The sequence below is a fragment of the Streptomyces sp. NEAU-sy36 genome, from assembly GCF_013423905.1.
Lineage (GTDB): Bacteria > Actinomycetota > Actinomycetes > Streptomycetales > Streptomycetaceae > Streptomyces > Streptomyces misionensis.
Window position 1 is genome coordinate 405,700 of the sequence record NZ_CP058977.1, and the last position, 18,372, is coordinate 424,071.

Below are 18,372 nucleotides of genomic sequence, written 5' to 3' on the forward strand. Positions count from 1 at the left end.
ACGGTCGACGGAAGGTGACGCCGGGGTGAATTACAGGGGCCGCTGAAACTCCGGGCGCGCGGAACGTACGATCGGTGACCGTGCAAGGTTCGGAGAACTCTTCCCGTCGCGGCCGTCGCTCCTCCACCATGGGCGGCATGCCCCTGAACGACATGCCGTGGTGGCGCTGGCGCACACATGTGCGTTCCGCACTGCACATGCTCTCCGACCCCGTCTTCCAGCGGGACGTCTGGCTGGCCGGTGTGGACGGCTACGGCGACGTCACCGACGCCGTGTACCGGCTGGTGGAGGACACCTGGCTGGACAACTGGTCCGCGGAGAAGTACGTCGGCACCATCTTCCGGGACTCGCAGGAGGCGGCGCTCGTCGACACCGCCGTGCTGCGGGTGCTGCGGATCATGCACCAGGTCGGTCCGGACGCCCCGGTCGCCGCCTACCTCGACCACCAGGGCTGGCCGGAGGCGGTGCGCGCGGCGCGGGACGCCCACATACGGCTCGCGGCGAGCGACGGCGACGATCCGGACGCCCCGCCGAAGAGCCTCGAAGTGCTGCGGATCATGACCAGGTCCGCTTAGCGGACGCCGGTCCGCGGCCGGGGAGCGGTGTGGGATTCTTTAGTGCATGAATGAGCAGCCCGCGCCCGCCGCCCCGGCCGACCAGTACGTCCTCACCCTGTCCTGCCCGGACAAGCAGGGCATCGTGCACGCGGTGTCCAGCTATCTGTTCATGACCGGTTGCAACATCGAGGACAGCCAGCAGTTCGGCGACCACGACACGGGCCTGTTCTTCATGCGCGTCCACTTCACGGCCGAGGCGCCGGTCACCGTGGACAAGCTGCGCGCGAGCTTCGCCGCGGTCGGCGACTCCTTCCACATGGACTGGCAGATCCACCGGGCCGACGCGAAGATGCGCGTGCTGCTGATGGTGAGCAAGTTCGGGCACTGCCTGAACGACCTGCTGTTCCGGGCGCGCAGCGGCGCGCTGCCGGTGGAGATCGTCGGCGTGGTCTCCAACCACACCGAGTTCGAGGAGCTGGTCGGCTCCTACAACATCCCCTTCCACCACATTCCGGTCACCAAGGACACCAAGGCGGAGGGCGAGGCGAAGCTGCTCGACATCGTCCGCGAGGAGCAGGTCGAGCTGGTGGTCCTCGCCCGGTACATGCAGGTCCTCTCGGACGACCTGTGCAAGCGGCTCAGCGGCCGGATCATCAACATCCACCACTCCTTCCTGCCGAGCTTCAAGGGCGCCAAGCCGTACCACCAGGCGCACGCCCGCGGTGTCAAGCTGATCGGCGCCACCGCGCACTATGTGACGGCCGACCTCGACGAGGGGCCGATCATCGAGCAGGAGGTCGAGCGCGTCCGCCACGACGTCACCCCGGACCAGCTGGTGGCCATCGGCCGGGACGTGGAGTGCCAGGCGCTGGCCCGTGCGGTGAAGTGGCACGCGGAGCGCAGGATCCTGCTGAACGGGCGGCGCACGGTCGTCTTCGCCTGAGCCGTCGGGCCGCCTGCCCCGGCTCACTGCTCGGCGATGGTGAAGTAGCGCGCGAACGCGGGTACGACGTCCCGCTCGCCGATCCCCCCGTCCCCGTCCGCGTCCAGCGCGGCGGCGACGGGATGGGCGACCTCCTCCGGCACCTGGCACACCCGCAGCACGCGCACGGCCTCCGCGACCGTGACCCGGCCGTCCCCGTCGGCGTCCGCGACGGCCAGGGCCGCGTGCAGGAAGGGGCGGGCGATCTCGGCGAACCGCTCGGGGTTGTCGCGCAGCCGCTTGACCGCTCCGCTGACGAACTCCTGCCGGGTGATGCGCTGGTCGCCGTCACGGTCCGCGATCCCGGCCATGCCCTGCCAGAACGCCTCGGCGCCGGCGTACAGCGCCTGACCCTTCGCGGAGCGGGCGGGCACGGCGAACTCGGCGAGCAGCGCCTTGGCCACCGCGTTGAAGTCCTCGCGGGCGATGAAGCCGTTGCCGTCCTGGTCGAAGGTGGCGAACCGGGCTGCGATCCGGCGCTCGTACTCGGTGCTGACCATGTCGTTCGGGCCGCCTTACGTGTGCGTGGGGGGTGATCCACGGAGCGTACGACGCGCGTGACGGCAAGGTGACGGAAAACCGATGGTTATGCCAAGTCCGGGGGAATTCGGCGCCAAGAGTGTGGTCTTGTCGCAAAATCCGGCGCGTGAGCGTATTCACGGGCCCCGCGGGTTCTGGGCTCACGCGGAAAGGGGCCCCGCCTCCTCCGTCGTGGCGGAGTCGAGGTCCGGGTGGACGTCGAAGAGGCGGCGCACGCCGAGTGCGCCGAGGACGCGGTTGACGTGCGAGCCGTCCTCGGCGCCCCGGTCGGGCAGGATCAGCCGCAGCCGGCCGTGGCAGGAGCGGATCAGCCGACGGGCGGCGACCAGCACGCCGACCCCGCTGGAGTCGCAGAAGAAGACGTCGGAGAGGTCCACGACGAGGCTGTGGTGGCCGTCGGCCACCACGTCGTGCACCCGTTGGCGCAGCACCGGCGACGTCATGAGGTCCAGCTCGCCGCGCACGTGGAGCACGGCCCATTCGCCTGTTTCGACGCCGGTCACATTGAATGCCACGGCCCAGCCCCTCCGCTCGCCGGTTCTCCCGGAACCGCCCGGAAACGGAACCAGTTCCTACGTTTCATTCCGCGCGGCTGCCCAGCCGCGTTTCCCTGAAACTCAATGCGGTAAACAGCACACGATCACTCAGGGGCTTGTTCCGGTCACTACCGATCTACTTTGATCAAATTCGCAGGAGTTGCGTGTGAAGGAAATGTGAAGGGGGCACTATCACCTGCGGCGCGCCGGGGGGCGCACTTTGGCACAAAGAAGCATGCGTCGTGCATCGTGCCGACTACATTCGGGACGACGGCCGACAGGTCCGGCAGGCCGGACGACGGGCGAGGGGAGGGGACCCCATGGCCAAGAAGGACGCACCACCGCGCTGGGACCGGAAGATGCAGCAGCGGCTCGCCCGGGGCGAGGCGGCCGCTCTGGGCGAGGCCTACGACCGGTTCGCCTCCCTGGTGCACAGCCTGGCCCACCGCGTCCTCGACGACGACAAGGCCGCCGACGGCGTCACCCGCGAGGTCTTCGCGCACATCTGGGAGCACCCCGAGACCTACGATCCCCGGCAGAGCCCGCTGCGCACCTGGATCGCGGACGTCACCCACCGGCTCGCCGTCCAGCGGCTGCGGGACCGCGAGGAGGGGCGCCGGCAGGAGGCCGACCGGGACCCCGGCGAGCCGCCGGCGCACGAGGAACTGGAACACAGGGTGCGCCACGCCTCCGTGGCCGCCCGCGCCGACTACATCGTCCACTCCATGCCCCTGCCGTTGCGCCGCGCCCTCGAACTGGCCTACTTCCAGCGCCGCGACTACCGCCAGACGGCGGCCGACCTCGGCGTCACCGAGGACGAGGCCCGCCGCCGGCTCCGCCTCGGCCTCCAGCTCCTCGCCACGGCCCACGACACGGGCACGCCTCCGGGCCGCGGCGGTGCGGTGTGAGCGGCGCGGAGGATTGCCGGGCGGGCCTCGGCGAGCCGCGCGAGCGGCGGATACCGATGCCCCGCACGGCCGTCGAGGACGGCGGGTGCGCGCCGCCCGGACGCCCCGGCGAGGTGCCGCCGCTCGACCTGCCGCACGACGTGCTGAAATCGCTGCTCGGCGCGTGGGCGCTGGCCGCCTGCTCGACGGCGGAGACCGCGGCGGTGGAGCACCACCTGGGCGACTGCGGCGGCTGCGCCGACGAGGCCCGCCGACTGCGCGAGGCCGTCGGTCTGCTGCACCAGCCCGAGACCCTCGACCTGGACCCGGCGCTGCGCACCCGCGTCCTGCGCTCCTGCCTGGACCGCCGCCCGCCGCGCATCCCGGTGCCCGAGTGGGCGGCGCCGTACGACGCGGAGACCGCCCGCCTGGACGCGCTGCTCCAGGACTTCGGGGACGCGGAGTGGCACGCTCCGGTGCCGCTGCGCTGGTTCGAGGACGACACCCAGGCGGGCCGTCGTACGACCGTCGCCGGGGTGATCGCGCACCTGCTGTCGGTGGACGGGCTGATCGCGGCGGCGCTCGGCCTGGAGGATCCGCTGGCGGACCTCGCGAGTCCGGCGGGCCCGGCCGCGCGCACGGAGGCGTTCTGGCGCGCCACCCCCTGCCCGCCGACCCGCGCGGTGCGGGAGCCCTGGCGGGAGCAGAGCCACGGCCTGGTGCGCACGGTCTCCTTCACCGGCGGCAGCGCGGGCGGGCTCACCGTGTCCTACGGCGACTTCGAACTCCCGCTGCACGACGCGATGCTGGAACGCGCCTTCGGCTGCTGGGTGCACGCGGAGGACATCGCGGTCGCGGTGGACTACCCGTACCGGCCCCCGGCCCCGCGCCATCTGCACAAGATGATCGACCTGGCCGCCCGCCTGCTGCCGGGCGCCCTCGCCGAACGCCGCCGGGCCGGCCTGTCCGCCCCGCCCGGCGGCGCGCGCCACCTGGTCCCCGCCGGCGCCCCGGGCCGCAGCCTGCGCCTGGAGATCGAGGGCGCCGCGGGCGGTGAGTGGCTGATCCCCCTCGACTCCCCGGCCGCGGCGGGCTCCGCCGACCACGAGGTCGCCCATGTCGCCCTGGACGGCGTCGAGTTCTGCCACCTGGCCGCCGGCCACCTCTCCCCCGAGGAAGCCGCCGCCGGTCAGCTGGGCGACCGCGAGGCGATCAGGGACGTGCTCTTCGCGACGGCGTCACTGAGCCGGATGTGAGCGGGGCGGTCCCACCGCTGCCCGGTTCCACCCCCACGCGAGCACGGTCCGTGCCGCGCGCGGTCCCGGCACGGCGACGGGGTGCGGAGAGTGAGGAGCCGCCCGCGGCCGCCCCGCTCGCGTTACCGGCCCGGCACCCGCCCGGAGCGGCCATGCGACCAAAGCATTGGCCCAAGATGTCGCGGATCGTGGCGTGCAGAAATCACAGAGCGTCGATATCGGGTTGTGTCCTGGACGGGGGCTCGTCACGGCCCGCAGTCGGCCGGCGCTCCGGTACCTTGTGTGGGATGCGAGTGGCAGCGAGCGCGGGCGGTGCCGGCGGTGCCCGTGGGGCGGCGCCGGAAAACGCGGTGCGCGCCGCTTCTCGCGGGGCGGACCGGGCCGCGGCCTCCGTCTGTTCGACTCCCCGGCGCGAGCGTCGCACAGTATGCCCTACGCGTACTCCTTCGCGAGGGAATATGCCCGAAGCGCTTGTTGGGGTGACTGTACGTCAACCATGCTGTGCTGCAAGGAAATCACGTTCCGTGACCCTTGCTCGGGCTGTTGTCCAGGCCATGCAGAAAATGGCTACGATCGTGGCCCTCGTGATCGTCGTCACGGCTGACGCCGGGACGGTTCGATGGCGCGGGGCCGTGGTATCGCCGGTTCGGATGGTGTGAGCGGTGCAGGTGCTTCAAGTGCAGCTGGAGATCCGGCCCGACCCCGCGGAAGTGGGGCGCGCCAGGAAGTGGGCCCGGTCGCGGCTCGACGGGCTGGGCATAGCGGCCGACGAGCCGCTGGCCGAGACCCTCGTCCTGCTCGTGTCCGAGCTGGTCACCAACGCCGTGGTGCACACCGGCCGCCCGGCGGTGCTGCGGCTCTCGCTGCCGGGCGCGCGCACCGTCGCCGCCCCTTCGCCGACCGTGCGGGTGGAGGTCACCGACACCTGCTCGCGCGCGCCCGTGCCGCGCTGCGTCGGCCAGGACGCCACCGGCGGCCGGGGCCTGGCCCTCGTGGACTGCCTCGCCGACCGCTGGGGCTGGAGCCGTGAGGGCGCCGGCAAGAGCATCTGGTGCGAGGTGGACCGCTGCGGGCAGAGCGACGGTGGTGCCGCGGTGGCGTACGGCGGGGGGCCGGCCGGCTACGAGGACTTCGCCTTCGAAGCGGTGTGACCCCGCCGGCCGCGCGGATGCGCCGGCCCTGAGGCGCTGCCGGGTCGCCTCGCCGGGTGCTCCTCGCGCCGGACGGTGGTGTGCGCGTGCGGCGAGGGCAGGCCGCTGCGTCTCCCGGCCGGGACGCACCGGAAGGCCGCGACCGGTGCAACCGGCGATCCCGTCGTCCGGCGAACGGCTCGGGCGACCCAGGCGAGCGGGAACGCGCACCGCCCGCTTTCTCCACAGGCTGTGGACGACTCCTCCGGTTTCCGGTTCCGGCCCCGGAGCACTCGGGCGGGCGACTACCGGGGCGCGAGCGTCCGGAACGTCCGCCGGTAGGCCGTCGGCGTCACCCCCAGCGCCTGCTGGAGGTGCTGCCGCATCGACTGGGCGGTGCCGAAGCCCGCCTCCTGCGCCACCTGGTCCATGGACAGGTCGGTGGTCTCCAGCAACTGCCGTGCCCGCTCGACCCGTTGGCGAGTGAGCCACTGCCCGGGGCTGATGCCGACCTCCTCGCGGAAGCGGCGGGTGAAGGTGCGCACCGACATGGCCTCCTGCCCGGCCAGGTCGCGCAGCTGGATCGGCTCGTGCAGCCGGCGCAGCGCCCAGGCGCGCGCGGCGGCCGTGGTGGCGAGCTGCGGCTCGGGCAGCGGGCGCTCTATGTACTGGGCCTGGCCGCCGTCGCGGTACGGGGGGACGACCGTGCGCCGGGCCACGTCGTTGGCGACCGCGGTGCCGAAGTCGCGGCGGATCATGTGCAGGCACAGATCGATCCCGGCGGCCACCCCGGCCGAGGTCAGCACGTCCCCGTCGTCGATGAACAGCACGTCCGCGTCCACCTTGATCCGCGGGAACATCCGCTGGAAGCGGTCGGCGTCGGCCCAGTGGGTGGTCGCCGGGCGCCCGTCGAGGCGGCCGGCGGCGGCGAGGACGTACACGCCCGTGCAGATGGAGGCGAGCCGGGTGCCCGGCCGGATCAGGGCGAGCGCGGCGGCCAGTTCCCCGGTCAGCCGGCCCTCCTCGTAGAGCGGGCCGAGTTCGTACGACGCGGGGACGATCACCGTGTCGGCGCGGGCCAGCGCCTCCGGGCCGTACGGCGCGTGGATGCTGAAGTCGGCGTCCGTCTCCACCTCGCCCGGCGGCCGCACCGAACAGGTGAAGACCTCGTACAGATGCCGGCCCCGCTCGTCCCGGGCGCGGCCGAAGAAGCGGTGCGGGATGCCCAGTTCGAAGGGGAGCAGGCCGTCCAGGGCGAGGACGGCGACCCGGTGCGCGCGGAACGTCTCGGATGCGGCCATGGCCCGATCCTAGCGAAGGCTGTCCTTCGGGCCACTCGATGCGAGGGAGGCCGGGCCCGACGCTTTATGACGTGACTCAGACAAACCGAGACGCAGCCACAGTCGCCGACCCGGCCGCGGCCCCCGGCGCGGCCGCCGCCCCCGCCCCCGCCTCACCCGAGCCGGATCGCCGGACCCGCCCGAGGGTGCACCGCGCCTGGTTCGTCGCCGCCGTCACCTTCGTCACGATCACCGGCGCGGCCGCCTTCCGCTCCCTGCCCGGCCTGCTGATCGACCCGCTGCACCAGGAGTTCGGCTGGTCGCGCGGCACGATCGGCGCGGCCGTCTCCCTCAACCTCGCGCTCTACGGCCTCACCGCGCCCTTCGCGGCCGCGCTGATGGACCGCTTCGGCATCCGGCGGGTCGTCGCCCTCGCGCTGCTCGTGATCAGCCTGGGCTCCGGGCTGACCGTGTGGATGACGGCCGCCTGGCAGCTGTGGCTGTGCTGGGGGCTGCTGGTCGGGCTCGGCACGGGGTCGATGGCGCTGGCGTTCGCCGCGACGGTCACCAACCGCTGGTTCACCGAGCGGCGCGGCCTGGTCAGCGGCATCCTGACCGCCGCGTCCGCCTCCGGTCAGCTGGTCTTCCTGCCGCTGCTGTCCTGGATGGTCGAGCACCACGGCTGGCGCCCCGCCGCCGTGACGGTCGCCCTCGCCGCCCTCGCGGTGGTCCCGCTCGTCTGGCTGCTGCTGCGCGACCACCCCGCCGACGTCGGTCAGAAGCCGTACGGCGCACCGGAGTTCATACCCCGGCCGCCCGCCGCCACCGGCGCCGCCCGCCGCACCCTCGGGGTCCTGTCCACCGCGGTGCGCACCGGCACCTTCTGGCTGCTCGCCGGCACCTTCGCGATCTGCGGCGCCTCCACCAACGGCCTGGTGCAGACCCACTTCGTGCCCGCCGAGCACGACCACGGCATGCCGGTGACCACGGCGGCCTCGCTGCTCGCGGTGATCGGCGTGTTCGACGTCGTCGGCACCATCGCCTCCGGCTGGTTCACCGACCGCTTCGAGCCCCGCCGCCTGCTGGCGCTCTACTACGCCCTGCGCGGGCTCTCCCTCGTCTTCCTGCCGATGCTGCTGGCCCCCTCGGTGCACCCGCCGATGATCTTCTTCATCGTCTTCTACGGCCTCGACTGGGTGGCCACCGTCCCGCCCACCCTCGCCCTGTGCCGGGAGCAGTACGGCGACGACAGCGCCATCGTCTTCGGCTGGGTGCTCGCCTCCCACCAGGTCGGCGCGGCCGTCGTCGCCTACCTCGGCGGTGTGGCCCGCGACGCCTTCGGCTCCTACGACCTCGTCTGGTACGCCTCCGGCACGCTGTGCGCGGCCGCGGCGCTGATGTCACTCGTCATCCGCAGGAGGCCCGCACCGCTGCCGGCCGTCTGACCGGCGGCCGCCCAGCCCTTCTCCCGGCCGGGCAGCGGTGCGCCGGCCAGGAAGGCGCGGCAGGCGGCGGCGCGCGTCGGACATGCCCGCTGACCGGCGCGGTGTCCTGCCGTGGAGGCAGGCGGTGCGCCAGGTCGTGGACGGGTGGCCATCACGTCATCACGGTGCGGTCAGGGCCGGGTGCGCGACCGGGCCACCGCCTTCGCGATCCGTCCCGCGTCCCGCGCCAGCTCGCGCAGCATCCCGCTGATCGGGTTGGTGAACCCGGTGAAGTACAGGCCCGGTGCCCGTGCGGGCGTCCGGCCGCCGCGCGCCACGGGCCGCCCGCGCTCGTCCAGCACCCCCAGGTGCCCCACCAGCCCTTCGAGCCCCCGTGTGTACCCGGTCGCCGCGATCACCGCGTCCGGCGCGATCCGGGTGCCGTCGGCGAGGACCACCTTGCCGTCCTCGAACGCCTCCACGGCCGCCACCACCTCCACCTTCCCCCGGCGCACCGCGTCCACCAGGCCGACGTCCTGCACGGGGATCGCGCCCTGCCGCACCCTGCTGTACAGCCCGGTGTCCGGGCGGGGCAGCCCCCGCGCGGACAGGTCCGGCAACAGCCGGGCCTGCTGCCGGGCGAGCAGGTCCACGAGGCGCACCGGCAGCCGCCGTACCAGCACGGCCGAGTACTGCGCGGGCCAGCCCAGGGTGGAGCGGCGCACGATGTGCGGCGCGGTGCGCACCGCGAGCCGCACCCGCGCCGCGCCGCCCTCCACCAGGTCCACGGCTATCTCCGCCCCGGTGTTGCCGACGCCGACGACCAGCACGTCCCGCCCGGCGTACGGCTTCGCGTTGCGGTAGGCGCCCGCGTGCAGGAACTCCCCCTCGTACGTCTCCCGGCCCGGCCAGTCGGGGACGCGCGGGGTGTGGTTGTAACCGGTGGCGACGACCACCGCGGCGCCGGTCAGCTCGCGGCCGCCGGAGGCGCGCAGCAGCCAGCCGGTGCCGTCCCCGGTGCGTTCGATCCGGTGCACGGTCACCCCGGTGACGATCTCCAGTTCGTGGTGCTCCGCGTACTTCTCCAGGTAGCGCACCACGTCGTCGCGGGCGACCCAGCGGCCGAACCGGCGGGGGATGCGCAGGCCGGGCAGGGCGGACAGCCGGCGGGTGGTGTGCAGCCGGAGCCGGTCGTAGTGGCCCCGCCAGGAGGCGGCGACCCGGTCGGACTTCTCCAGGACGACCGCCCGTACGCCGTGCTCCCGCAGCGCGTACGCGGCGGCCAGGCCGCCCGGACCGGCGCCTATGACGTACACCGGGCGGTCGGCGGGGGCCGGGGAGGGAGGTGTGGGGGCGGGGCGGGAGTCGGTCATGTGCGGGAGCGTAATCAGACGCCCGGTTGATGGGTCTCGGTCAAGACCGGAATTGGTTGCGGATTGATCACGGGTGTGCGCGCGGTGTATGCGGACGGTGTGCAAGGGGTCGGCGGGTGAAGGTACCTGACGGAACGTCAAGGCCGGTGTGCTGCCGACCGGGGGAGCGGGCAGGGTAATCCGGTTTTCCGGGCGGCCGGTCGAGCCGAGCATGGGGCCATGCACACCGAGTCCTGGCAACTGACCGATGACCTCGACGACTTCCTCGCCCGTGCGGGCGGGTTCCTGCGCTCCCGCCCCGCGTTGCACACCGTGCCACTGACGGTGACCGACACGCTCCGCAGACACGGGCAGCGGTACCACGGCGCCGACGCGCCCCTCTTCGGCACCCTGACGGCGGCGGACGGCTCGGTGGTCGCGGCACTGTTCCGCACGCCCCCCCTCCGGCCTCTACCTCACCCCGGTCACCGCCCGGCAGGCCGACGCGCTGGCCGAGCGACTGGCCGGCCTCGGCCACCGGCTCCCCGAGGCGTGCGCCGAGCGGGACTCGGCGGCGGAGTTCGCCCGGGCGTGGCAGCGGCGGACCGGCGTCACCGCGCGGGTGCGCCGTCGTGAACGGCTCTACCGCCTCGGGGACCTGACGCCGCCCAGCCCCGCGCCGCGCGGCCGCCCGAGGGTCGCCGGACCCGCTGACCGGGAGCTGCTGATCCGCTGGTACGGGGAGTTCGCGCGGGCCATCGGCGAGAGCGCGGGCCGGGACGCGGGGGCGTGGGCCGACGCCCGCCTCTCCTACGGCGGTGTCACCCTGTGGGAGGCCGCCGACGGCACGCCGCTCGCGATGGCCGGGGCGACCCGGGAGATCGCCGGGCAGGTGCGCGTCGCCCCCGTCTACACCCCGCCCGGGCTGCGCGGACGCGGATACGCCGGGGCGGTCACCGCCGAGGTGAGCCGGGCCGCGCGGGCCGCCGGGGCGCCCGAGGTGCTCCTCTTCACCGACCTGGCGAACCCCACCAGCAACGCCCTCTACCAGCGGCTCGGCTACCGCGAGGTCGCGGACTTCACGGTGTGGGGCTTCGGGGCGTGAACGGACCGGCCGCGGGCGCGCTCCCCTACGGCCACAGCAGCCCCCTGCTCCAGCCGAACCCCGTGCTGCGGTACTCCAGACGGATGTGCGCGCGGTCGGCGGCGCCCTGGAAGAACTCGACGGTGTCCGGGCGCAGACGGTAGAGGGTCCAGGTGGGGGCGGGCACCGACGGGTTCTCCCGGGCCCTGGTCCACGCGGCGGCCGAGGCGTCACGCAGCTCGTCCGCCGAGGCCAGCTCCTCGCTCTGCCGCCCGGTCAGCGCCGCCGCCAGCGCGCCCGTCGAGCGGGCGTGCAGATCCGCCTGGCTCTCCTCGTACGGCGCGGGCGCCACCGGCCCGCGCACCCGCACCTGCCGGCCCAGCACCGGCCAGTAGAAGGCCAGGGCGGCGTACGGGCGCGCCTCCAGCGCCCGGCCCTTGCGGCTGGTGGCGTGTGTGGCGAAGGACCAGCCGTCCGGGTCGGCGCCGTGGAGCATCACGATCCGCACGTCCGGCCGCCCCTCCTCGTCCACCGTGGCCAGCGACATGGTGTGCGGCTCCGGCTGCCCCGCCGTCACGGCCTGCGCGAACCAGTCGGTGAACAGCGGCAGCGGGGTGGGCGGGGCGGTGTCGGGGTCGAAGGCGGGCAGCGTCGTCGTGCCCGCGTCCCACACTCGCAGTGACCTCAGCAGCGCCGGGAGATCAGTTCCCATTCCCCCATCGTCACATCCGTGCCGCCGCGCTCACAGCCGGCCCGGATCACGCGTCCCCGCCCGGCCGGGCGCCGGCGTCCCCCCGGGACGCGACACGACCCCTGCGCGTTCTCCCCTAGAGGGTCGCCAGCCGCTCCACCAGGAGGAGCGCGCCGATGCCCAGCATGGCCGCCCCCGAGGTGCGGGCGACCGCGCGGGCCGCCGCCGGGCGGGCGGCGAGCAGGACGCGGGCGAGCGCGCCCACGGCGAGGTAGACGACCGCGCAGCACGCCATGTGCAGCACGCCGAGCGTCGCCGTCTGCGCGGGGACGGGCAGATGGGCGCCGCGCAGGGTGAGGAACTGGGGCAGCACGGAGAGGTAGAGCAGCAGGCCCTTCGGGTTCAGGCCGCTGATCGTGGCCCCGCGCAGAAAGGGCCGCCCCTCAACCGGGGCGGCCGTGCCCGCCGCCGGGGTCGCCGGGCGGCGCAGCACGCCCCAGCCCAGCCAGAGCAGATAGCCCGCGCCCGCCACCGTCAGCGCCGTCAGCAGCGTCGGTGAACTCGCCACCAGCACCGCGAGACCGGCCGTCGCCAGGGCCGTGTGCAGCGCGTATCCGCAGACCAGGCCCGCCACCGCGCGCGGGACCCGGGCGCCGCGCAGGGCGGTCGCGATGACGTACGCCCAGTCGGCGCCCGGCACGCACACCAGCAGCAGGTCCACGACGAGGAAGGAGAAGAGCAGTCCCGAGTCCATGAAGGGGACATTAGGCGCGATCGGCCCGAAAGTGTTCCCGAAAATTGCCCTTGATCCGCCATCGCGAGCAAGAATCTTCTTCATGGACGACATTGACCGGAAGATCCTTGCCGAGCTGCAACAGGACGGGCGGCTGACCGTGACGGAGCTGGCCGCGCGGGTGCGGCTCAGCGTCTCGCCCTGCCACCGGCGGCTGCGTGAGCTGGAGCGTTCCGGTGCCATCCAGGGCTACCGGGCGGTGGTGGACGCGACGGCGCTCGGGCTGAACTTCGAGGCGCTGGTCTTCGTGTCCATGCGCCAGGAGGACCGCGCCACCATCGCCGAGTTCGAGCGGGCCGTCGGCGAACTCGACCATGTCCTGGACGCCCAGCGGCTGTTCGGCGAACCGGACTACCTGCTGCGGGTCGCCACGGCCGACCTCGCCGCCTTCCAGCGGCTGTACGACGACCGGCTCGCGACGCTGCCGGGCGTGCAGCGGCTGACCTCCACGCTGGTGATGAAGCACGTCGTACGGGACCGCCCGCTGCCCTCCTGACGCCTTCGGCAAGCACGGCGGGCGGTGGCTCACCCGAGGTGAACCACCGCCCACGAGACAGGACTTGGTGCAGTGAAGGAGATAAGGGAGCGTACCGGTACCTACCGAGGGGAAGAGGAGCGGGCTACTTCGACGGCTTGCGGCCGGTCACGCCCAGGTGGACCAAGAGGGCGAGATTGGGCTTGAGTTCGGCCTGCTTCACGCCCCAGGAGGAGAAGCCCTTCTGGTGGGCGGCCACCGCGGCGAGCATCGCGACGAGCGAACCGGCCACCGCCGCGGGGTTCACGTCCTTGTCGACGCGGCCCTTGGTCTGGAGTTCCGTGATCGAGTCCGCGAGGGAGCCGTTCACCGAGTTGAGGATCTTCATGCGGATCTTGTAGAACCGTTTGTCCCCTTCGGCGGCGCCGAGGTCGACCACGCGCAGGATCGCGTCGTGCCTCCTCCAGAAGTCCAGGAAGCCGTCCACGAGTTCCTGCGAGGTCTGCCATCCGGACTTGCCCGCCCAGGACCGCCCTTCGAGCAGCTCGGTCAATCCGGCGCCCTCGGCCGCCATTTGCTCGGCGATCTCCAGGACGGCGCCCTCGACGTCCGGGAAGTACTGGTAGAAGGTCGCGGGCGAAGTGCCCGCCTTCCGGGCGACATCGATGACCTTGACGTCCCGGTAGGGGGAGGAGCTGAGCATCTCGCTGAGGCAGTCGAGCAGCTTCTGCCGGGTCGCCTGCCCACGCCGACCGGCCACGCGGCCGTCGACGGTACGCACTTGTCCTGTCATGCCGTCAGCTTACCGAGGGGTGCTGAGAGCGCGATTCGGCCGAGTGCAAATGGGGTGCACGGGTGTATCGGCGGTGCTGTGCCTGGTCTGCGCGGTGCGCGCCGCCCGGTTACTTTGACGACATGGCCGAAAACAGGGCATCCGCGAACGAAGAGCCACACGGGGGTCAGAGCGGCGTACCGGGGGGCCGGGAGCACCCCGGACCGGAGGCGGGACGAGAGGAGTCGGACGCCGGGAAGTCGCCCGGGGCACCCACCGGAGGGGACCCTTCTTCCGAAGGGTCCGCAGAAGGGGACCGGCTCGCCGACACCCAGGAGATGCCGCGGCCCGACACGGAGGAGATCCCGCGCGTGGGCACCGGCCCCCGGCAGCCGCCGCCCGCCGCGAAGCCGGCCGCCCCGGCCCCCTACCGGGAGGGCACCCCCTGCTGGATCGAGGCCCAGCTGCCGGACCTCGAAGCGGGCAAGCGCTTCTACGGGGAGCTCTTCGGATGGAGCTTCGAGGAGGGGCACGGCGGCTCGGTGTGGGCGCGGCTCGGCGGGGAGCCGGTCGCCGCGCTGGAGCGCAAGACGGACGGGCGGATGCCCACCGTGTGGACGGTGTACTTCGCCACCCCGGACGCCCAGACCCTCGGCCGGCGGATCGTCGCGGCCGGCGGGCAGCTGGTCGTGGCCCCCTACCCGGTGGGCGACCTCGGCCGGGCCGCGCTCGCCGCCGACCCCGAGGGCGCGGTGTTCGGGCTCTGGCAGGCCCGCCGGCACCCCGGCTTCGGCCGCCGCCACGAGCCGGGCACGTTCGCCTGGGCCGAGCTGTACACCCGTGACACCACCGGCGCCAACACCTTCTACGGCGGCCTCTTCCACCACGCCCTGTTCGCCCCCGGCGCCGAGCCCGACTTCGGCCGCGCCGACGTCACCGACGTCTTCCCCGCCGAGATGCCCCCGCACGTCCTCGCCCACTTCCGGGTCACCGACCTCGACGACGCGCTCGCCGCCGTACGGCGGCTCGGCGGCCGGGTGCAGGCGGCACCGTTCGCGACGTCGTACGGACGGGTGGCCGTCGTCACCGACAATCAAGGGGCGTCGTTCGCACTGCTGCGACGGTGAGCGGAGCCGGTTGCTCCGGAAATGATCCTGGAGTGTCCGTGATGGAAAGGAGACATCCCGATTTGTCGCCGGGTTCGCAACCGGCCGTCCGGCCAGGAAGAATCGGGGTGCGACCGCCGTGGCGGTGCGGTGGTGAGACGCTGCGCTGCGGTCGCGTACCAATGGGGTGGCACGGCCAGTACGGGGAGGTGGCAGGCAAGTGGATCAGCTGACGCAGCACGATCCGCGGCGGATCGGGCCGTTCGAGGTGCTGGGCCGGCTGGGTGCCGGCGGCATGGGGCTGGTCTATCTCGCGCGCTCGGCGTCCGGCCGGCGGGTGGCGATCAAGACGGTGCGCACCGAGCTGGCCGAGGACCAGCTCTTCCGGGTCCGCTTCACCCGTGAGGTGGAGGCGGCCCGCGCGGTCTCCGGCTTCTACACGGCGGCCGTGGTCGACGCCGATCCGCGCGCAGCGGTGCCCTGGCTGGCCACCGCGTACGTCCCCGCGCCCTCCCTTGAGGAGATAGTGAACGACTGCGGGCCGCTGCCGGCGCAGGCCGTGCGCTGGCTCGCCGCGGGTGTCGCCGAGGCCCTCCAGTCGATCCACGGCGCCGGGCTGGTCCACCGTGACCTCAAGCCGTCCAACGTGCTGGTGGTCGAGGACGGCCCCCGGGTGATCGACTTCGGCATCGCCTCCGGTGTCTCGAACACCCGACTGACGATGACGAACGTCGCCGTCGGCACCCCCGCCTACATGTCCCCCGAGCAGGCCAAGGACTCCCGCAGCGTCACCGGCGCCAGCGATGTCTTCTCCCTCGGCTCCATGCTGGTCTTCGCGGCCACGGGCCACCCGCCCTTCCACGGCGCCAACCCGGTCGAGACCGTCTTCATGCTGCTGCGCGAGGGTCCGGACCTCACCGGCCTGCCCGACGAGCTGCGCCCGCTCATCGAGCTGTGCATGCAGATGGACGCCTCCGCCCGGCCCACCCCGGCGGACCTCCAGGCGCAGCTCGCACCCCATCTGTACGGCTCCGGCTCCGACGACAGCGGCACCGCCTCCGCCTGGCTGCCCGAGAAGGCCGTGGCCCTGATCGAGGCGCGCCGCGGCGGACGCCCCGCCGCCAAGCCCGCCCCGGCGACGACCGGCGCCGGGCCGCGCGCCGCCGTCCGCCCGACCGTTCCGCCGCCGCCCCCGTACGACCCCCCGGTCCCCCCGGCCCCGTCCGTCGCGCCGGCCCAGGGCCCCGCCTCGTTCGCCGCACCGGCCGCCGCCCCCGACACCGGTCCGGTGCGGCTGGCCGGCGCCCCGGTGCCGATCGGTCCCGGCCCCCGGGTCGCCGACGCCCGCGCCGCCGCCGTCAAGGCGCCCCCGCCGGAGGCCGGACTGGTCGCCAACTGGACCCGCCCGCGCCCCGGACCGGCCGGCGCCGACCCCGCCGTGCCGGCCGCCCCGCCCGGCCCCCCGGAGCCGAGCGGCTGGCGCCCCTGGCGGTTCCGGATGTCCAACGACGTCTGGGGCACCCCGTCCGTCGACGGCGACCTCGTCTACGTCACCTCCTTCGAGGTGCACGCCCTCGACGTGGCCACCGGCCGGCGCCGGTTCAAGACGCGGGACGTGGCCTGGTCCATGGCGGTCGCGGACGGCCGGGTGCACGCCTCCGACGGCCCCACCCTGTTCGCGCTGGACGCCCGGGACGGCACCGAACTGTGGCGGCTGTCCACGGACGCCTGGGTGTACTCGCTCAAGGCCGACCGCGGCACCGTCGTCACCGGCACCCGGGGCGGCGGCGTCCAGGCGTGGGAGGCGGCGACCGGGCAGAAGCTCTGGGAGATCGCCGGCTGCCAGACCGACTTCGAGTCCCCGGAGGCCGGTCCGCTCGTCCACGACGGCACGGTCTACGTCTGGCAGGACGCCCGGCTGCGCGCCCTCGACGCCCGCACCGGCGAGGAGCGCTGGTCGTACCCGATCGGCGACGCGGCCTCCTGCGGCGGCGTCCCGGTGCGCCTGACCCCGGCCCCCGACGGCCACGTCTACATCGCCGCGGGCAGCCGCGTCCTCGCCGTCGAGGCGGCCGGCGGCAGGGTGCGCTGGCACTTCGAGGCCCCCGCGGTCTTCCTCGGCCCGCCCGCCTTCGCCCCCGGACCGGCCGTCACCGGCGGCGGCGTCTACCTCGCCGACTACCTCGGCACGGTCTACGCCCTCGACGCCGCCGACGGCCGCGACCGCTGGCGCATCGCGACCGAGGCCCGCACCTCCGTCGAACCGGTCCTGGTGGCCGCCGGGCACGTGCACGTCGGCAGCGGCAAGGGCCTCTACACCCTGGACGCGGTCACCGGCACCCCCAAGTGGCGCTTCCAGGCGGGCGGCGACGTGGTGGGCGCCCCCGCGGTGGCGGAGGGCCGGATCCACTTCGGCTCCACCGACCACCTGCTCTACACCCTCAAGGCCGACGACGGCCGGCTGCGCTGGAAGCTGGCCACCGGCGGCGAGATCACCGGCTCCCCGGTGGTCAAGGACGGGGTGGTGTACGCGTGCAGCAAGGACCGCTGCGTGTACGCGCTGGACGCGGAGAAGGGCACGGGGACGGCTCGTACCGCGTGACGGCGGATCGTGCGACGGCCGTCGCACCGGTTGTCACGGAAGGGCTCCGGACGGCGGCCGTCCCAGGGCCGACGCTACCCGGGGTGCCGGAACCCCGCCACGCGGTGAACGCCGCTGGACAGGGTGGCCGGCATGCCCGTGCCGACATGGACGCGCAGGTCGAGGTCACCAACCCGACCGACCGCGAGGGCACGTTCACGGCGCGGGTGGACTTCGTGGCCGAGGACGACCTCACGATCTCCTTCGGCAGCAGGGACGTCCCGGTCCCCGCGCAGGGCACGAAGACCGTCGAGGTCCCCTTCGGCGAGGACGCCGGCCTTCACTCACTCGACCACTGCGAGGCCCAGCCGGACGCGTATCCCGCGGACCGAGGCGCAGGGGGCGCGACACACGTCGGCCGCGACGGCTCCCCCTCCGCGCCGCCGCGGCCGATCCCCCTGTGCGGCCCCCCGTCGGGCCGGTCCCCCCGTGGTCTGTCGTCAGGCCGGCTCGGACGTGATGTGCACGTTGTCCGGGCTGAAGGTGCCGTCGTTCTCGGCGTCGGTGATGTGGACGTTGCCGGCCGGAGTCATGGTGTTGGCCTTGGCGTCGGTGATGTGGACGTTGCCGGCCGGGACCGCGGTGTTGTCCTTGGCGTCCGTGATGTGGACGTTCCCGTCCGGGGCGACGGTGTTCTCGTCCTTCGTGGCGTCGCTCATGGTGCTTCCTCCCCAGTGGTGCTGGACTCGATTTGCGGAGCTCGCCCGGCCGTCCCCCGTTGAAACAACGGCCGGACGAGCTCACTGATCGCCCAACCTTAGATGGGTCCTGTGGGCGATCTCACCGGCGGTCCGCCTGCCCCCCGACGCGACGGATCGACAGGACGAGAGTGCCGCGGGGCGATAAACGAACGATGAACGCCCCGG

Annotated in this window: 17 protein-coding genes and 1 pseudogene; 10 read left to right on the forward strand and 8 right to left on the reverse strand. The window is 73.6% G+C overall.

What is annotated here, in order from left to right; genetic code table 11:
- Positions 1-74 precede the first annotated feature (74 nt).
- Positions 75-575: a hypothetical protein gene (locus HZZ00_RS01880; protein ID WP_180330577.1), complete on the forward strand. Its 501-nt coding sequence runs from the start codon at positions 75-77 to the stop codon at positions 573-575.
- A gap of 46 nt (positions 576-621) precedes the next feature.
- Complete coding sequence (purU, locus tag HZZ00_RS01885) at positions 622-1,500, forward strand: formyltetrahydrofolate deformylase (RefSeq protein ID WP_180330578.1); 879 nt, start codon at positions 622-624, stop codon at positions 1,498-1,500.
- A 23-nt stretch (positions 1,501-1,523) separates the two neighbouring features.
- Here the strand turns inward: purU and HZZ00_RS01890 are convergent, their stop codons facing one another.
- Both HZZ00_RS01890 and HZZ00_RS01895 read right to left on the reverse strand, forming a co-directional pair.
- A complete protein-coding gene (locus HZZ00_RS01890) occupies positions 1,524-2,039 on the reverse strand; it encodes an EF-hand domain-containing protein (RefSeq protein WP_180330579.1) in 516 nt (171 codons plus the stop codon).
- 180 nt (positions 2,040-2,219) lie between these two features.
- Positions 2,220-2,594, reverse strand: coding sequence for an STAS domain-containing protein (locus HZZ00_RS01895; protein ID WP_180330580.1), 375 nt, complete (start codon positions 2,592-2,594; stop codon positions 2,220-2,222).
- 341 nt (positions 2,595-2,935) lie between these two features.
- Here HZZ00_RS01895 and HZZ00_RS01900 point away from each other — a divergent pair, with 341 nt between their 5' ends.
- The 3 genes from HZZ00_RS01900 to HZZ00_RS01910 all read left to right on the forward strand — a co-directional run bounded on the left by HZZ00_RS01900 (position 2,936) and on the right by HZZ00_RS01910 (position 5,909).
- Positions 2,936-3,523, forward strand: a complete 588-nt coding sequence (locus HZZ00_RS01900; protein WP_180330581.1) for a sigma-70 family RNA polymerase sigma factor — start codon at positions 2,936-2,938, stop codon at positions 3,521-3,523.
- A gap of 56 nt (positions 3,524-3,579) precedes the next feature.
- Complete coding sequence (locus HZZ00_RS01905; RefSeq protein ID WP_180333346.1) at positions 3,580-4,758, forward strand: MDMPI N domain containing protein; 1,179 nt, start codon at positions 3,580-3,582, stop codon at positions 4,756-4,758.
- Positions 4,759-5,435: 677 nt separating this feature from the next.
- On the forward strand, positions 5,436-5,909 hold the full coding sequence (locus HZZ00_RS01910; protein ID WP_180333347.1) for an ATP-binding protein: 474 nt from the start codon (positions 5,436-5,438) through the stop codon (positions 5,907-5,909).
- Positions 5,910-6,193: 284 nt separating this feature from the next.
- Here HZZ00_RS01910 and HZZ00_RS01915 read toward each other — a convergent pair whose 3' ends face one another.
- Complete coding sequence (locus tag HZZ00_RS01915; RefSeq protein ID WP_180330582.1) at positions 6,194-7,189, reverse strand: GlxA family transcriptional regulator; 996 nt, start codon at positions 7,187-7,189, stop codon at positions 6,194-6,196.
- A 71-nt stretch (positions 7,190-7,260) separates the two neighbouring features.
- On the opposite strand from HZZ00_RS01915, the gene HZZ00_RS01920 reads away from it, so the two are divergent.
- Complete coding sequence (locus HZZ00_RS01920; protein ID WP_257585613.1) at positions 7,261-8,613, forward strand: MFS transporter; 1,353 nt, start codon at positions 7,261-7,263, stop codon at positions 8,611-8,613.
- A 170-nt stretch (positions 8,614-8,783) separates the two neighbouring features.
- Here the strand turns inward: HZZ00_RS01920 and HZZ00_RS01925 are convergent, their stop codons facing one another.
- Complete coding sequence (locus HZZ00_RS01925; RefSeq protein WP_180330583.1) at positions 8,784-9,965, reverse strand: NAD(P)/FAD-dependent oxidoreductase; 1,182 nt, start codon at positions 9,963-9,965, stop codon at positions 8,784-8,786.
- 219 nt (positions 9,966-10,184) lie between these two features.
- Here HZZ00_RS01925 and HZZ00_RS01930 point away from each other — a divergent pair.
- Positions 10,185-11,049, forward strand: a pseudogene (locus tag HZZ00_RS01930) (GNAT family N-acetyltransferase).
- A 25-nt stretch (positions 11,050-11,074) separates the two neighbouring features.
- On the opposite strand, the gene HZZ00_RS01935 reads toward HZZ00_RS01930, so the two are convergent.
- Together HZZ00_RS01935 and HZZ00_RS01940 are read right to left on the reverse strand one after the other, a co-directional pair.
- Positions 11,075-11,740, reverse strand: coding sequence for a pyridoxal 5'-phosphate synthase (locus HZZ00_RS01935; RefSeq protein ID WP_180330584.1), 666 nt, complete (start codon positions 11,738-11,740; stop codon positions 11,075-11,077).
- A gap of 115 nt (positions 11,741-11,855) precedes the next feature.
- Complete coding sequence (locus HZZ00_RS01940) at positions 11,856-12,473, reverse strand: LysE family translocator (RefSeq protein WP_180330585.1); 618 nt, start codon at positions 12,471-12,473, stop codon at positions 11,856-11,858.
- A gap of 82 nt (positions 12,474-12,555) precedes the next feature.
- Here HZZ00_RS01940 and HZZ00_RS01945 point away from each other — a divergent pair, with 82 nt between their 5' ends.
- Positions 12,556-13,008 carry an Lrp/AsnC family transcriptional regulator gene (locus HZZ00_RS01945; protein ID WP_180330586.1) on the forward strand — a complete coding sequence of 151 codons (453 nt, stop codon included), beginning with the start codon at positions 12,556-12,558 and terminating at the stop codon, positions 13,006-13,008.
- A 124-nt stretch (positions 13,009-13,132) separates the two neighbouring features.
- On the opposite strand, the gene HZZ00_RS01950 is transcribed toward HZZ00_RS01945, so the two are convergent.
- The gene (locus HZZ00_RS01950; protein WP_180333349.1) at positions 13,133-13,768 is read right to left on the reverse strand and encodes a TetR family transcriptional regulator; all 636 of its coding nucleotides are present in this window, start codon (positions 13,766-13,768) and stop codon (positions 13,133-13,135) included.
- Between the two features lie 443 nt (positions 13,769-14,211).
- Between HZZ00_RS01950 and HZZ00_RS01955 the strand changes: the two genes are divergently transcribed.
- A complete protein-coding gene (locus HZZ00_RS01955) occupies positions 14,212-14,886 on the forward strand; it encodes a VOC family protein (RefSeq protein ID WP_257585904.1) in 675 nt (224 codons plus the stop codon).
- Between the two features lie 199 nt (positions 14,887-15,085).
- Complete coding sequence (locus HZZ00_RS01960) at positions 15,086-17,467, forward strand: PQQ-binding-like beta-propeller repeat protein (protein WP_180330588.1); 2,382 nt, start codon at positions 15,086-15,088, stop codon at positions 17,465-17,467.
- A gap of 479 nt (positions 17,468-17,946) precedes the next feature.
- Here HZZ00_RS01960 and HZZ00_RS01965 read toward each other — a convergent pair whose 3' ends face one another.
- The gene (locus HZZ00_RS01965) at positions 17,947-18,165 is read right to left on the reverse strand and encodes a hypothetical protein (protein ID WP_070023859.1); all 219 of its coding nucleotides are present in this window, start codon (positions 18,163-18,165) and stop codon (positions 17,947-17,949) included.
- Positions 18,166-18,372: the final 207 nt, after the last annotated feature.